The organism is Paenibacillus sp. JT22N1 (assembly GCF_059692155.1).
The window spans coordinates 17502-31598 of record NZ_JCAUAW010000030.1 but is presented as its reverse complement, the minus strand read 5'-3'; the positions used below and the strand labels follow the sequence as shown (position 1 = coordinate 31598).

The window sequence follows — 14097 nt, the reverse complement described above, 5'->3', positions numbered from 1 at the left end:
TTTACTATTCTCCAAAATGTCGGATTGGCAATCAAGTACATGGAGTAAAATTTCATAATATTGGCATTCTAATAGGATGTAACCATTCATTCTGTCCCCTACAGTAGGTGATCTATATAGATAAGTACAAAAAGCAAGAGAAATGGTTAATATGGCTCTGTATCATCGTCGCTTCTCTCATGCTTCTTTCCTGGCTCCGACAGATGATCGCATATTCGTAATAAATGCTTTCCCAAGCAATTTTCAAGCTGAAAAGGAGTACATCACATATGACTTATGATCCCGTGCTTTATAGCCGAATGCTCACAGAGCTCACATTCGCCTTCCATATTATCTTCGCTACCGTAGGTGTCGGTATTCCGATCATGATCGCATTCGCCGAATGGTCTGGCATTAAGCGAAACGATCCTTACTACCTGCTTCTTGCGCGGCGCTGGGCCCGCGGCTTCGTTATTACCGTTGCTGTTGGTGTTGTCACTGGAACCGCGATAGGTCTCCAGCTCAGCCTGCTGTGGCCTAGCTTTATGCGCGTTGCCGGCCAAGCTATTGCCTTGCCTTTGTTTATGGAGACCTTCGCGTTTTTCTTTGAAGCTATATTTTTAGGCATCTATCTATACACTTGGGATCGATTCCGCAAGCCCATCACTCATTTTCTGCTCAGTATTCCGGTCATGCTCGGATCCTCAGCGTCTGCTTTTTTTATCACAACCGTCAACGCGTTTATGAATACCCCGCAGGGCTTTAAGCTGAACAACGGCTCCATTACAGAAATTAAGCCGCTTATAGCCATGTTCAATCCCGCTACTCCAACGAAGGTAGCACATGTGCTTTCTTCTGCATATATGACTAGCGCCTTTGTCCTTGCGGCGATAGCCGGCGCTGCTTTGCTTAAGAAGCGCGATTCGCTCTATCACCGTAAAGCACTCAAGCTGACGATGATCGCTGCTCTTATTTTTTCAATTACAACTGCACTCATTGGAGATCTTTCCGGGAAATTTTTGGCCAAATACCAACCCGAGAAGCTGGCTGCCGCTGAATGGCATTTTGAGACGGCTAGACAGGTGCCGCTTGTTCTAGGGGGGATTTTAACAGAAGATCATCAGATTAAATACGGGTTAAAAATCCCATTCGCCCTAAGCATTCTAGCTCACGATAACCCGAATTCCGAAGTTCAAGGCTTAAATGAAACACCTGTTGCTGAGCGTCCCCCACTTATTGTTCATTACTACTTTGATTCGATGGTCACGATAGGCATCTTCCTTACAGTACTTTCTATGGCATCTGTTTGGATGGTTTACAAATTAAAGAGTGTCCAATATCCAAGTTGGCTGTTGAAGTTGATCGTCCTTTCTGGCCCCCTTGCCATTTTGGGGATTGAATTGGGTTGGATTTATGCTGAGGTAGGCCGACAGCCTTGGATACTTCGAGGTTATATGAAGACCGTCCATGGAGCGACCACCTCCACACATGTGGATCTGATGCTCCTTTTATTCTGCATCCTATATGTAGCGATTGGATTAACTTTGGTCAAAGTGCTTAGGAAAATGTTCAAGAATAGTGATGTACAAGAAGAACTTAAGAGCAGAGGTATTGAGGGGGGACCTACACAATGAAGTACGAGTTAATCGGCATTACGGTCCTATGGGTATTTCTGTACGGCTATCTGATCGTTGCGTCTATTGATTTCGGGGCTGGTTTCTTTAGCTATTACTCCTACGCTACTGGAAAAAAACATCTCGTTGAAAACATCATCAAACGTTACCTATCACCCGTATGGGAAGTAACCAATGTTTTCCTCGTTTTCTTCTTTGTCGGCATAGTCGGTTTCTTTCCGGATAGCTCGTATTACTTTGGAACAGCCCTTTTGGTGCCTGGCAGCATCGCTATTGTTCTACTTGCGATACGCGGCTCTTACTATGCTTTTAGTATATATGGACAAATGCAAAAACAAAGCCACTTGTATACATTTTTGTATGGAGCAACCGGCCTCCTCATTCCTGCTTCCTTATCGACCGTCCTGACGATATCGGAAGGTGGCTATATGACAGAGGAGAATGGCAAGGTTATTTTACACTTTAGCAAGCTCTTCACAAGCTCCTATTCCTGGTCGGTTGTACTGCTTGCACTTGTTAGTGTTCTATACATTTCTGCGATGTTTCTTTCCTACTATGCCAACAAAGCGCAGGATTATGAAGCACTAGAAATCGTCCGAAGCTACGCACTAGGTTGGAGTCCGCCAACAATCGTGTGCAGTATATTTGTTTTTTTCGCTATTCGCTGGCACAATCCGGAGCATTTTCAAGCTATGCTTGATTTGTCTTGGATGTTCGTTGCTTCGTTACTATGCTTCTTGGCTGCGGTCTATCTGATTTTCAAACGAAAAAGCTTTGGCTGGGCTTTTATACTTGTTATGCTGCAATTCGCCTTTGCCTTCTTCGGATATGGAGCTTCCCACTTGCCCTATATCCTTTATCCGTTCATTACCATTCACCAGAATTTCACGAACGATGCTATGGCTATCTCGCTAATTGTCGTTTTCCTTGCTGGATTATGTCTGCTTATTCCATCACTTGTTCTACTGATGCGCCTGTTCCTGTTCGATGCTGAATATGTGCGAGGGAATCCCTCCAAGAAAGGGTGATGATTATGGATTTCTTTCTGCTTATGATTGCGCCTCTTCTACTTGTGGCGTTTTCCCTCGGGATCTTATTCATGATGTTCTCAAGAGGGCAGGATAAGTTATAATCGAACTTAACTAAAAAAAAGAGGATATGCAGTTGCATATCCCCTGGTCCATTCTCTATGAAAGTACTATCATTTTAACTCTTGAAAGTTAACAATATATTCATCTAATTTTTGACTAAGATCTACTACTTTCTCATGCGTTAAACTTCCGCGTATATACGCCTCTTCTATCATTTCAATGCGTAATGCTTCGATTTTTTCTAATAGTAGTAGTTCCATATCACTTATTCACACCAATTCTGTTCAATAATGGTTTGTATACCTATTATAAAACAGGAAGCTGTAAAAGGTAATGATTGGGTGGACAAACTTTATGACAAATTTGTGAAATATTATTTCAACATAGAATAATATTTCTGTTTTTTTGCGTCTTAATGTCATTTGCTGTTGAGGGGTAACTAACATGATCGAACATGGTTGGATGGAACGACAAAGTTGTATTTTATACAGCAATAAGCAAGCTAATCCGTGTTTATCCACGCGAAGATTGTAAAAAAATACAAAAATTCCAGCCTAAAATAGCTCTACAACCTATAAAAAGACTAAATTGTTGTATAACATACAATATTCTTAGCTTACCAAGCAGAAATCAAGGGAATTGTTGTACTCCATACAACTTGCCTTTCTACGTCGCTAACCCACTAATCAAAAAAGTAAGCCGCCAGCTATATGCCGGACGGCCTTGTGATAAGAGATTATTGAATGGATTGCAGATGCTCTTCGAGACGATCCCAAGTTTCAGTAATTCCTTGCTCCATTCCCATTTCCATGACGGTTTTGAGTGCTTCGGGTGAAGCGTATTTTGAACGGCTGACAAGCTTCGTCTTGCCTTCAAATTCTACAAAAGTCATTGTTACGTGAGACGACGGCATACCCTCCGTTTCATTCCCTTCGGCATCCGAGAAGTAATCGACGTAAATGATTTTCTCCGCCTCAACGATTTCATCATAGACTGCTTTGCCCCAAGATTCGTATCCGTAAAAATCCCCTTGGTTCTGATCGATACACTTCATGCAGTAATGCCAGATACCGCCCGGACGAAAATCGACGTTGCAAACTGTAAGCGTCCAACCGCGAGGTCCCCACCAGTGCTTTAAATGCTCAGCCTCGGAGAATGCTTTGAATACAAGCTCGCGCGGCGCGTTAAAAACACGCTCCAAAATTAGTTCCTGACCCTCTACCTTAGAAATCATTTTGTTTGACATTGAAAATCCTCCTAAAATTTAGTTTTGTTTGTTTTGTTTGTCTTTCAGCTTCTGCAGGTAATTCTCTAGAGCGTCAAGTCGTTCATCCCAGACACTGCGATAGGTTTCAAGCCAAGTGTCCAGTTCTTGAAATGGTTCCAAGCGAAGTTTGTAGTTCCGGCGATTGGCAACAGCCTGCACCTCGACTAGTCCGGCCTCCAGCAGGACACGTAAATGCTTCGAGGCTTGAGGTTGGCGAAGCCCAAGGCCATCGGCGATATCCCCTACTGTCAAGGGACCTTCTAACAGGAGTTCAACAATGCGTAAACGGTTGGGTTCGGCCAGTGCGTTAAATGTTGTGTTATCCATGATGGTGATTTCCTGTTCCAGTTCTAGTCATGTCAGGCCACCTCGTTTCGTTAGCAAGTTACCTTATTTCTATTTACAATATACCTCAAAGTGAATATTCCTGTCAAGGAATATTGCGGAATTAATTTTGTGAGTTTGTAAAATCAACCATAAAATCAAAACAGAGGCAAAAAAAAGAAGTGCGTCTAAGTGAACGCACTTCTTTCTATTTCCAATAATTGAAATTAGTTAACCTGATTTTACGAATGAAAGTCTTGTCCGGAACGGACTTCTTTCACATAGCCGGCGCGAATAACAAAATCGCCGAAATGCTCATTATCTTGCCGTTCCTTCGCGTATTGATTAACAATCGGTCGCAGCGACTCCAGAATCTCCGCTTCTCCGATGTTTTCCTTATACAACTTGTTCAGTCGGTTTCCGGAATGCCCACCGCCCAAATACATGTTGTATTTGCCTGGTGCCTTACCAATGAACGCGATTTCCGCCAGCATTGGGCGGGCGCATCCATTCGGACAACCGGTCATGCGAATGACGATCTCTTTATCACCTAAACCGGCTTCTTCCAACATCGGCTCGATTTTATCGATTAAGTCGGGAAGGTAGCGCTCGGCTTCAGCCATCGCCATACCGCAAGTCGGCAGAGACACGCAAGCCATAGAGCTTCTGCGCAATGCGGAGTACTGAAGTCCATCCGCAAGACCATATTCTTTGATCAGCTCTTCGATCTTTTTCTTCTTCTGAGTGCTCACATTACCGATCACCAGATTCTGGTTCGCCGTAAGTCTGAAGTCCCCAGTATGCACTTTGGCAATTTCACGTAGTCCGGTCATCAGCAGGTAATTATCTTCGTCTTTAACACGACCGTTTTGAATAAACAGGTTGAAATGCCATTTCCCGTTACTTCCCTTCACCCAGCCATAGCGATCTCCATTATGATCAAAATGGTATGGACGCGCCGCTTCGAGCTTCCAACCTAAACGAGCGGTTAGTTCACCAACGAACCAATCAATGCCGCGGTCATCAATCGTATATTTAAAACGTGCATGTTTCCGCACAGAACGATCGCCATAATCCCGTTGAATCGTAACCGTCTTCTCTGCCAAATCGACCAATTGGTCCGGCGTGATGAATCCGATCACTTGGGCTACTTGCGGGTAAGTCAACGGATCGCCATGGCTCATCCCCATACCGCCACCGACGGATACATTGAAGCCTTTCAGACGTCCATCTTCAACAATAGCAATGAAACCCAAATCCTGCGAAAAGACATCCACATCATTGGAAGGCGGTACTGCAATACCGATTTTGAACTTACGCGGCAAATACACTTTTCCATAGATCGGCTCTTGCTCTACGCCATCTTGACTGTCCACTACCTTTTCGCCGTCAAGCCAGATCTCGTGATAGGCTTTGGTTTGTGGATCAAGATGGTTGCTAACGCGGCAGGCCCATTCGTATACTTCAGCATGCACATCCGACTGGTAAGGATTCGGATTACACATGACGTTTCGGTTAACGTCACCGCACGCGGCGAGTGTGCTTAACAACGAATCATTCACTTCACGGATCGTCTTCTTCAAATTCCACTTCAGCACGCCGTGAAGTTGGAAAGATTGACGAGTCGTCAGACGGATCGTACCGTTTGCATACTTCTGTGCGACCTCGTCCATCATCAACCATTGCTCTGGCGTAACGACTCCGCCAGCAGCACGCACACGCAGCATGAACTGATAAGCCGGCTCTAGCTTTTGCTTCTGCCGTTCGTTGCGCAGATCCCTGTCATCCTGCATGTAGCTTCCGTGAAACTTCATCAAACGGTTATCATCCTCGGGGATGGACCCCGTAATTGCGTCTTTCAGAGTCTCTTCGAGACTCCCCCGCAAGTAATTGGTTCTTATTTTAATGTGTTCTACTTCGCTGTGCGGCGCACTGTTTTTTGAAAGTAAATTGTTTTCTGACATATTGGCCTTTCTCCTCTCGCGATCTTTGGGATTTGAACTTAGTAAACATCCCTCTGATAACGTTTTTGCTGTTGCATACGGGTCAAATACTCCGCTGCTTCTTCCGAGCTGAAACCGCCCTCTTGTTCAATAATTGTTGCTAGGGTCGCATGGACGTCGTGTGCCATTTTCTTTTCGTCACCACATACGTACACGACTGCCCCTTCTTGAAGCCATTTATAGAGCTCGGCACTCTTCTCAAGCATCCGATGCTGCACATATACTTTCTGGTCGGTATCGCGGGAGAACGCAACATCCATGCGCGTCAACACGCCATCTTTAAGCCACTTTTGCCATTCAATCTGATAAAGGAAATCTGTGGAGAAGTGCTGATCACCGTAGAAGAGCCATGATTTACCTTCGGCCCCAGTCTCTTCTCTTTCTCCTAAAAAGGCTCTGAACGGAGCGACGCCCGTGCCAGGTCCGATCATAATGATAGGTGTTTCCGAGTTTTCAGGTAGCTTGAAATTTGGGTTGTTTTGAATGTAAACCGGCAGCGTTTCGCCAGACTTGATTCGTTCAGCGAGCTGTACGGAGCACACGCCGTAACGTTCTCTACCTTGGTTTTCGTAACGCACCGTACGGACGGTAACGTGAACCTCATCCGGGAAAGCTTTGGAACTGCTTGCAATCGAATACAGACGAGCAGGCATCTTCCGCAGGATCGCTACAAATTCGCCCGCGGGAACACCCTTAAGGGAGTAATCCTGCACCAGATCTAATAAATCGCGCCCATTGATGTACGATTTAAGATCTTGCTCACGTCCTGCAACCAACAGCTCTTGCAGCCCATTGCTTGAAGTAAGCTTTGCCACTTGCTCAAGCAATGGCTTCGTTAATACAGTAACTTCATAATTATGAAGCAACGCCTCGCGCAATGAACGCTTCTCGCCATTCTTATTAATAGTAACAAGTTCCTCGGATTTCCAGCCCATTGTTTCGATCAATTCGTCCACAAGGCGTGGGTGGTTCTCCGGATAGATACCTAAACAGTCACCCGGTTCGTATTGAAGATTGGACCCCTCCAAGGAGATCTCAATGTGGCGGGTTTCGCGGTCCGATCCACGGCCATTCAGATTCAAATTCTCAAGAACCTCAGCTTGGAACGGATTTGTTCTCGAATATTCGGATTCAGTGCCACTTTCAACCGCTGATCCAATGCCACTTACAACAGTCGAGCCCGCTGAAGCTTCACTTAAAGAGCCTAAAACGGAATTCATCCACTCTGCTGCTGGCTCATCGAAATCCACGTCGCAGTCGACACGCGGCGCAAGGCGTTTGCCGCCAAGCTCTTCCAGACGTTTGTCGAAATCCTTACCTGTTTGGCAGAAAAGCTCGTAAGATGTATCTCCAAGCGAAAGCACGGAAAACCGTAGATCCTCCAATTTAGGAGCTCTCTTGCTATGAAGGAACTCATGGAAGGAAATCGCGTTATCCGGTGGATCTCCTTCTCCGTGGGTACTCACTAGAACAAGCAAGTTTTGAATCTTTTTTAAGTTATTCGGTTTAAAGTCTGCCATCGAGGAGAGCACTACTTGAAAGCCTAGCTCTTCTAGCTTTTTGGACATTTTCTTCGCTAACCCTTGAGATTTCCCTGTCTGTGATCCGAAGAGCACGGTCACTTCTTTGGAGATTACCGGCGCATTCGCCGCCAAAGTCGCTAAGGGAGCTACAGGAGTTGCACCAGAAGCCGTCACTACAGCCGATCCCTGAAGTGCTGCAAGATACCCGTTCAGCCAGATTCGTTGTGATTCCGTTAGTGTAGGAAGTAATCGATTAAGTAATTCTACTTGTTCCTGATTAAAAGGACTGTTTGTTACTTGAAGTACCAAGAATATCCACCTCTCATAGCCTGCAATGATATTATTTCCTATATTACATTTTTCTCATTATTTTCACTCTCTTGAAACTATCATGTATGTCGAAATAGGTCAATTAGAATGATTTTATATGATCTATCAGTAATACTGATAAAGGGATAAATACCTATTACCGGATGTCAAAAGTATAGACCGATATAAACAGTCATAGACGAATAGTATAGGATACAGGATTTAAGCAAGGGAGCTTCGCTAATGAGATTTGTTACAGAAACGAGATTAAAACGGTTGGAAGAATTGATCCAATTGATTCCTGAGTACGACGAAAGAAGCCACGCTCTTCATCTGCTGAATTCGATTCGTAGTGATATCGATGATAACTATGCGGAAATTGAAAAACCGATCAGTTTAAGCGGCTTGAAGCGACGGCCAAACGACCGAAAATAAGCGAAAAAATAGCAAAAAAACGAACCTCTAGAATTCCTTCTAAAGTTCGTTTCGCATTTTATTATTAAACCAAGTATTCGCGGTTACATGGCGTCCAGTATGATACCAGCCGTTTCCTCAATGGCTTTTTCAGTGACATCGATTACGGTACATCCAAGCTGCTTATACAAGCCGAATGCATACTCCAGCTCTTCCGCCACTCTTTCTAACGCCGAATATTTAGCGCCAAATGGCAGCCCAACTGCTTTCAGCCGTTCTGTACGGATCTTCACAAGCTGTTCAGCGCTCATTGTCAATCCGATCAATTTGCTTTTGTTAAGCGTAAACAACCCTTGCGGAGGCTTTACTTCCGGAACTAATGGATAGTTGGCTACTTTATATCCTTTATGCGCCAAATAAATACTTAGCGGTGTTTTCGACGTCCTTGAAACGCCCAACAGAACAATATGAGCTTGCTTTAATGCACTTGTGTCTTTACCGTCATCACTTTTAACAGCAAACTCGATCGCTTCGACCCGCTTATAATATTCTTCGTCCATTTGGTGCAGTAACCCTGCTTTCCTTTTGGGAGAATCATTAAAAGTATCAATGAAAGCTTGCATAACTGGACCTAGGATGTCTATGCTGGTCACGTTTAAGCGAATTGCTTCTTGACGCATCATCTCTCTTAATTCCGGAAGAACAAGCGTGTAAACAACAAAACTGCCTAGTCGGGAAGCTTCCTCCATCATACTTCGGATTTCTTCCTCCGTACGCATAGTTCCAAAACGCCTTACATGAACTCGACTGGCGTTAAACTGACGAATTGTAGCTTGAACAACCGTGTTTGCTGTTTCTCCAACCGAGTCCGAACAAACGAATATCGTATGGAATTTCTCCTCCACCCGTGAATACCTCCTAATTCGCAGCTAGTTCCAACATTAATTTCGTCATGGTTGTTTTCGTTATTCGTCCGATAACGCCATCTTTGTCTTGTTCTGAGTCCAAACTCACGACTGGCAGACTGTCAACTTGATGATGAATCATTTTGCGCGCTGCATCAATGACGTGGTCCTCCGGACTTACCGTAACGATGTTCGGGTGTCTCGTCATTACAAGACTAATCGGCATGGAAGGAGCACCCGCATTGCCTAACGTTACCTTTAACAAATCTTTTCTAGAGACAATGCCAACTAATGCCCGATTACTGTTCACAATCATCAGAGTACCCACATTCTCAAGAAATAGAGAGACGACGGCATCATTCACCGTAGCTGTTTCTTGAAGAACGACAGGTAAACCCATAACATCTTTAACATAAATGCCATCAAGCTTTTTGTACGATGATTCCTCACGTTCCAGCGTTTGGCCGAGAAAATAACCAACCTTTGGCTTCGCATCCAAATAACCTAGCATAACAAGCAGGGCAAGGTCGGAACGGATGGTAGGACGAGCGATTCCGAGCATTTCTGCTAGGTGTTCTCCGGTAATCGGAGCATGTTTTTTTACGCGTTCAATGATTTCCATTTGACGGGATGTAAGTTCTATCGTATTTCCCTCCCCGAACTTTCATGTTCATCCCCATTTTAACCGATTTTCTCGCTGTATCAAATGGCTTGGGCTACCTTTTGTTCACCGGGAACACCATGCATGATGAACGCTTGTGCTGCAGCTATTCGAGCCAAAGGAATTCGGTAAGGGGAACAGCTAACATAATCCAATCCGATCAAGTGGCAAAAGAAAATCGACTCTTTATCTCCGCCATGCTCCCCGCATATGCCAGTTTTGAGCGACGGCTTAACGAGCCTACCCGCATTCACGGCTAAGTCAATCAATTGTCCGACTCCTTCTGTATCAAGCACTTGAAAAGGATTATGCGGAAGAAGCTTCTGATCAACATAGTGGGTTAGAAATTTACCCTCCGCATCGTCACGGCTATAACCATACGTCATTTGCGTCAAATCATTGGTGCCAAAAGAGAAGAAATCGGCATAAGCCACAATTTGGCGCGCAGTTAGAGCCGCTCGTGGAACCTCTATCATGGTCCCGACCTTGTACGGACATTCCCGAAGTTTGTCTTTCCCCAGCACCTGTTCCCCAACAAAATCAACAAGCTCCCTCAAGATTTTCAGTTCATTGGCATGGCCCACAAGCGGAATCATGATTTCCGGAAGAACTCGGACGCCTCTGTCGATACAGGCTGAAGCTGCACGGAAGATGGCCTCTATCTGCATATCATAAATCTCCGGATATACAATTCCCAATCTGCAGCCCCGCTGTCCGAGCATCGGGTTAGCCTCGTGGAGAGCTTGCACTTTGCGAAGAAGATGAGCGATCTCTTCTCTTTCTAAGTCTGACGCACCTTTATCATAAGTCAATTGGGTATGTCTTTTTTGCAGATCTTCGAGGTTAGGTAAAAACTCATGCAAAGGTGGATCCAGCAACCGAATCGTTACCGGAAGGCCATCCATTTCCTCGAACATGCCTTCAAAATCTGACTGCTGCATGGGAAGCAGCTGTGAAAGAGCCTGTAAGCGATCCTCTTTGTCATCCGCCAGGATCATTCGTTGAACGACAGGCAGACGAGTTGGTGAGAAAAACATATGCTCCGTTCGGCATAAACCGATCCCTTGAGCACCCAGCTGTCTGGCGATTTTCGCGTCTTCCGGATTGTCAGCATTCGCGTACACTTTCAGCGTGCGAATATCATCCGCCCACTTCAGCATAACGAGAAGTTCATCCGTCATTCTCGCTTCATGTAAAGGCATAGCACCGATAATGACGCGCCCGCTTGCGCCATCTAACGTAATCCAATCGCCTTCTTCTACGACTCTGCTTCCCGCAAACATGCGCTTCTCATCATGCACAATTCGGACCTCTTCGCAGCCGCATACGCAAGGTTTGCCCATCCCCCTCGCCACAACAGCGGCATGGCTCGTCATCCCTCCGCGGCTCGTGAGCACGCCTTCCGATGCGATCACGCCATGAATATCTTCGGGTGTTGTTTCGTTTCTTGCTAGAATGACCGTCTTGCCGGAGCGGCTCCATTCTGCAGCCGTGTCTGCGTCAAACACAAGCTGTCCAACCGCTGCGCCCGGCGAAGCAGGAAGTCCTTTGGCCAACACATCCTTTACAGCCTCTTCATCAATACCTCTGTGGAGCAGTTGATCCAGATGTGACACTTCGATGCGTTCAACGGCTTCCTGCTTCGTCAATAAACCTTCATGGACTAAATCCACAGCAATCTTGAGCGCAGCTTGGGCATTTCGTTTCCCGTTGCGGGTTTGCAGCAGGTAAAGCTTATTATTTTCAACCGTAAACTCGATATCCTGCATATCTTTGTAATGCTTCTCTAACTGCTTGGATGCCGCAAACAACTGCTCATAAATCTGAGGCATTTCGCTTTTCAGCGCGGCGATCGCCAGCGGAGTTCGGATACCTGCAACCACATCTTCCCCCTGTGCATTAATCAGGTATTCACCGAAAAATATATTCTCACCCGTGGATGGGTTTCTCGTAAAGACAACACCAGTGCCGCAACTGCTGCCCATATTGCCAAATACCATGCTTTGAATGTTAACGGCGGTTCCCTGTTCATCTGGAATCCGATTTATTTTGCGGTAAATCTGAGCCCTTTGATTGTTCCATGACTTGAACACGGCCTCCACGGCTAAACGCAACTGCTCGTAGACATGCTGTGGAAAAGCTTGGCCTGTTTTAGCCATAATGCACTTCTTATAGTCTTCGATTAGATTCTTCCAACCCTCAGCTGATACGTCCTGATCTTGAAGGGCACCCTCTTTTTCTTTCAGACGGTGCAGCAGCTGCTCGAAATGATAGCCTTCAATGCCAAGCACCACGTTACCAAACATCTGCATCAAACGACGGTAGCAATCATATGCAAACTTTTCATTATTCGTAAGCGCTGCCAACCCTTGAACAGTTAAGTCGTTGAGACCTAGATTCAAAATAGTATCCATCATACCCGGCATCGAAGAGACAGAACCGGATCGTACGGAAACAAGAAGTGGATTGTTCGCATCCCCGAACGTTTGTCCCTTCTGTTTCTCTAACTGCTTGAGAGCTGCTGCAATTTGTTCAAGCAGTTCCTCTGAGATTCGATTGCCAACCTTAAAAAAAGCTAAGCAAGCCTCGGTCGTAATGGTGAACCCCGGTGGTACGGGAAGGCCGGCACGAGTCATCTCAGCGAGATTAGCCCCTTTTCCTCCCAGTAAAGCTTTCATTGAAGCATTTCCCTCTTGAAAGGGTACCACTTGTTTCTGAATCATCATTTGTTAGCCTCCTTATTTTTATCGATACATAAGGGTGAATTGCACAAGACATAGAATTTTTTATATCCGTCCGTAGGTAACGTTGCAATCACCTCATTACATGATTTACAAATGATAACACCAAGTTCATACCGATGAATGGCCTCCAATGTTACATGGTTTGTGTTAGACATTTCGTTTCCCCCTTTAGTTGTGTGCTTTCGGCACGTGACATATGAGCTACTAAATCAATGACTCGGTTTGTGTAACCCCATTCGTTGTCATACCAGGCCAGCAGCTTGATTTGGTTTTCGTGCGTCATAATGCTAAGACCGTCGATGATGGCAGATTTCTCATTACCTATATAATCCGCAGAAACAAGCGGTAATTCATTGTAGTCAACAAATGTTCCTATTTGCCCAGCAATCGCCTTTTTGATGGCGAGTTTCACATCTTCAACGCTAACTTTACGGCCGACCACCACTTGAAGATCTAACAGAGAAACATCTTGTGTTGGCACGCGAACGGAGACGCCTTGAATTTGGGATGCCAGATGCGGAATCACATCGATTAGTGCTTTTCCTACTCCAGTCGAAGTCGGAATAATAGAATTTGTGCATGCCCTCGCACGTCGAAGATCTTTATGCGGGTTATCCATATGATTTTGATCATTCGTAAAAGCATGAACCGTTGTCATCCAACCTTGTTTAACAGAAAAAGCTTCATCTAGGATATGTAGAACTGGTGCGATGCAGTTGGTTGTACAGGAAGCTGCAGATATCAAGCGATGCTGCTTAGGATCATACTTCTCTTCATTCACCCCCATGACAACAGTGAGGTCCATGTTCGTCCCTGGTGCAGTAATCAAAACCTTCTTGGCTCCAGCAAATAAGTGTCGTTCAGCACCGTGCCTATGATTGAACTTTCCGGTTGCATCCACAACCAATTCAACACCATAATCCTCCCACGGCAATAAATCCGGTTCTCTTTCACAAATGACAGAAATCAGCTTTCCGTTAATCCTCATTAAGTTGTCATTTAACACATCAATTTTCGCGTCCCAAGTGCCATGAACTGAATCATATTTCAACAAATGGGCCAATACATGAATGGGGCTTGTTGAGTTGATCACGTTGATTTCAAACCCCTGCTGTTTCTCGGTCAATGCTTTTCTCAAACAAAGCCTCCCGATTCTACCTGTACCACTAATTCCAACTCGCATCTCCATCCCCCAATTCGTTATTTAGTATGTCATAAATGTATCATATTGTTATATAATACA

At 45.1% G+C, this 14097-nt stretch carries 13 protein-coding genes; 4 read left to right on the top strand and 9 right to left on the bottom strand.

Annotation, left to right across the window (positions count from 1 at the left end):
• Positions 1–269: 269 nt before the first annotated feature.
• The 3 genes from AC58UU_RS35360 to cydS are packed head-to-tail and all read left to right on the top strand — an operon-like array spanning position 270 to position 2745.
• Positions 270–1613: a cytochrome ubiquinol oxidase subunit I gene (locus AC58UU_RS35360; RefSeq protein WP_497322174.1), complete on the top strand. Its 1344-nt coding sequence runs from the start codon at positions 270–272 to the stop codon at positions 1611–1613.
• A complete protein-coding gene (locus AC58UU_RS35355) occupies positions 1610–2641 on the top strand; it encodes a cytochrome d ubiquinol oxidase subunit II (protein WP_497322173.1) in 1032 nt (343 codons plus the stop codon). Before AC58UU_RS35360 ends, AC58UU_RS35355 begins: the two co-directional genes overlap by 4 nt.
• Before the next feature lie 5 nt (positions 2642–2646).
• Complete coding sequence (gene cydS, locus AC58UU_RS35350; protein WP_376769369.1) at positions 2647–2745, top strand: cytochrome bd oxidase small subunit CydS family protein; 99 nt, start codon at positions 2647–2649, stop codon at positions 2743–2745.
• Positions 2746–2814: 69 nt separating this feature from the next.
• Here cydS and AC58UU_RS35345 read toward each other — a convergent pair whose 3' ends face one another.
• The 5 genes from AC58UU_RS35345 to AC58UU_RS35325 form a co-directional block, all read right to left on the bottom strand.
• Complete coding sequence (locus AC58UU_RS35345) at positions 2815–2964, bottom strand: aspartyl-phosphate phosphatase Spo0E family protein (RefSeq protein ID WP_084160547.1); 150 nt, start codon at positions 2962–2964, stop codon at positions 2815–2817.
• Positions 2965–3440: 476 nt separating this feature from the next.
• Complete coding sequence (locus AC58UU_RS35340) at positions 3441–3950, bottom strand: SRPBCC domain-containing protein (protein WP_171689946.1); 510 nt, start codon at positions 3948–3950, stop codon at positions 3441–3443.
• Positions 3951–3968: 18 nt separating this feature from the next.
• Positions 3969–4298 (bottom strand): ArsR/SmtB family transcription factor, encoded by a 330-nt coding sequence (locus AC58UU_RS35335; RefSeq protein WP_497322171.1) that lies wholly within the window; start codon positions 4296–4298, stop codon positions 3969–3971.
• A 239-nt stretch (positions 4299–4537) separates the two neighbouring features.
• On the bottom strand, positions 4538–6259 hold the full coding sequence (cysI, locus tag AC58UU_RS35330; RefSeq protein ID WP_497322170.1) for an assimilatory sulfite reductase (NADPH) hemoprotein subunit: 1722 nt from the start codon (positions 6257–6259) through the stop codon (positions 4538–4540).
• A gap of 38 nt (positions 6260–6297) precedes the next feature.
• Entirely contained in the window at positions 6298–8130 is a 1833-nt protein-coding gene (locus tag AC58UU_RS35325; protein ID WP_497322169.1) for an assimilatory sulfite reductase (NADPH) flavoprotein subunit, read from the bottom strand.
• A 243-nt stretch (positions 8131–8373) separates the two neighbouring features.
• On the opposite strand from AC58UU_RS35325, the gene AC58UU_RS35320 reads away from it, so the two are divergent.
• Positions 8374–8565 carry a hypothetical protein gene (locus AC58UU_RS35320; RefSeq protein WP_047679978.1) on the top strand — a complete coding sequence of 64 codons (192 nt, stop codon included), beginning with the start codon at positions 8374–8376 and terminating at the stop codon, positions 8563–8565.
• Positions 8566–8648: 83 nt separating this feature from the next.
• On the opposite strand, the gene AC58UU_RS35315 is transcribed toward AC58UU_RS35320, so the two are convergent.
• The 4 genes from AC58UU_RS35315 to gap all read right to left on the bottom strand — a co-directional run bounded on the left by AC58UU_RS35315 (position 8649) and on the right by gap (position 14043).
• Complete coding sequence (locus AC58UU_RS35315; RefSeq protein ID WP_497322168.1) at positions 8649–9449, bottom strand: pyruvate, water dikinase regulatory protein; 801 nt, start codon at positions 9447–9449, stop codon at positions 8649–8651.
• 13 nt (positions 9450–9462) lie between these two features.
• Positions 9463–10071, bottom strand: coding sequence for a helix-turn-helix transcriptional regulator (locus AC58UU_RS35310; protein WP_497322167.1), 609 nt, complete (start codon positions 10069–10071; stop codon positions 9463–9465).
• 80 nt (positions 10072–10151) lie between these two features.
• Positions 10152–12833 (bottom strand): pyruvate, phosphate dikinase, encoded by a 2682-nt coding sequence (gene ppdK, locus AC58UU_RS35305; RefSeq protein WP_497322204.1) that lies wholly within the window; start codon positions 12831–12833, stop codon positions 10152–10154.
• Positions 12834–12987: 154 nt separating this feature from the next.
• Positions 12988–14043 (bottom strand): type I glyceraldehyde-3-phosphate dehydrogenase, encoded by a 1056-nt coding sequence (gene gap / locus AC58UU_RS35300; RefSeq protein ID WP_497322166.1) that lies wholly within the window; start codon positions 14041–14043, stop codon positions 12988–12990.
• Between the last annotated feature and the right edge of the window lie 54 nt (positions 14044–14097).

Coding starts and splice junctions, on each gene's coding strand:
- AC58UU_RS35360 (WP_497322174.1), top strand. CDS start 270: ATGACTTATGATCCCGTGCTTTATAGCCGAATGCTCACAGAGCTCACA.
- AC58UU_RS35355 (WP_497322173.1), top strand. CDS start 1,610: ATGAAGTACGAGTTAATCGGCATTACGGTCCTATGGGTATTTCTGTAC.
- cydS (WP_376769369.1), top strand. CDS start 2,647: ATGGATTTCTTTCTGCTTATGATTGCGCCTCTTCTACTTGTGGCGTTT.
- AC58UU_RS35345 (WP_084160547.1), bottom strand. CDS start 2,964: ATGGAACTACTACTATTAGAAAAAATCGAAGCATTACGCATTGAAATG.
- AC58UU_RS35340 (WP_171689946.1), bottom strand. CDS start 3,950: ATGTCAAACAAAATGATTTCTAAGGTAGAGGGTCAGGAACTAATTTTG.
- AC58UU_RS35335 (WP_497322171.1), bottom strand. CDS start 4,298: ATGGATAACACAACATTTAACGCACTGGCCGAACCCAACCGTTTACGC.
- cysI (WP_497322170.1), bottom strand. CDS start 6,259: ATGTCAGAAAACAATTTACTTTCAAAAAACAGTGCGCCGCACAGCGAA.
- AC58UU_RS35320 (WP_047679978.1), top strand. CDS start 8,374: ATGAGATTTGTTACAGAAACGAGATTAAAACGGTTGGAAGAATTGATC.
- AC58UU_RS35310 (WP_497322167.1), bottom strand. CDS start 10,071: ATGGAAATCATTGAACGCGTAAAAAAACATGCTCCGATTACCGGAGAA.
- ppdK (WP_497322204.1), bottom strand. CDS start 12,833: ATGATTCAGAAACAAGTGGTACCCTTTCAAGAGGGAAATGCTTCAATG.
- gap (WP_497322166.1), bottom strand. CDS start 14,043: ATGGAGATGCGAGTTGGAATTAGTGGTACAGGTAGAATCGGGAGGCTT.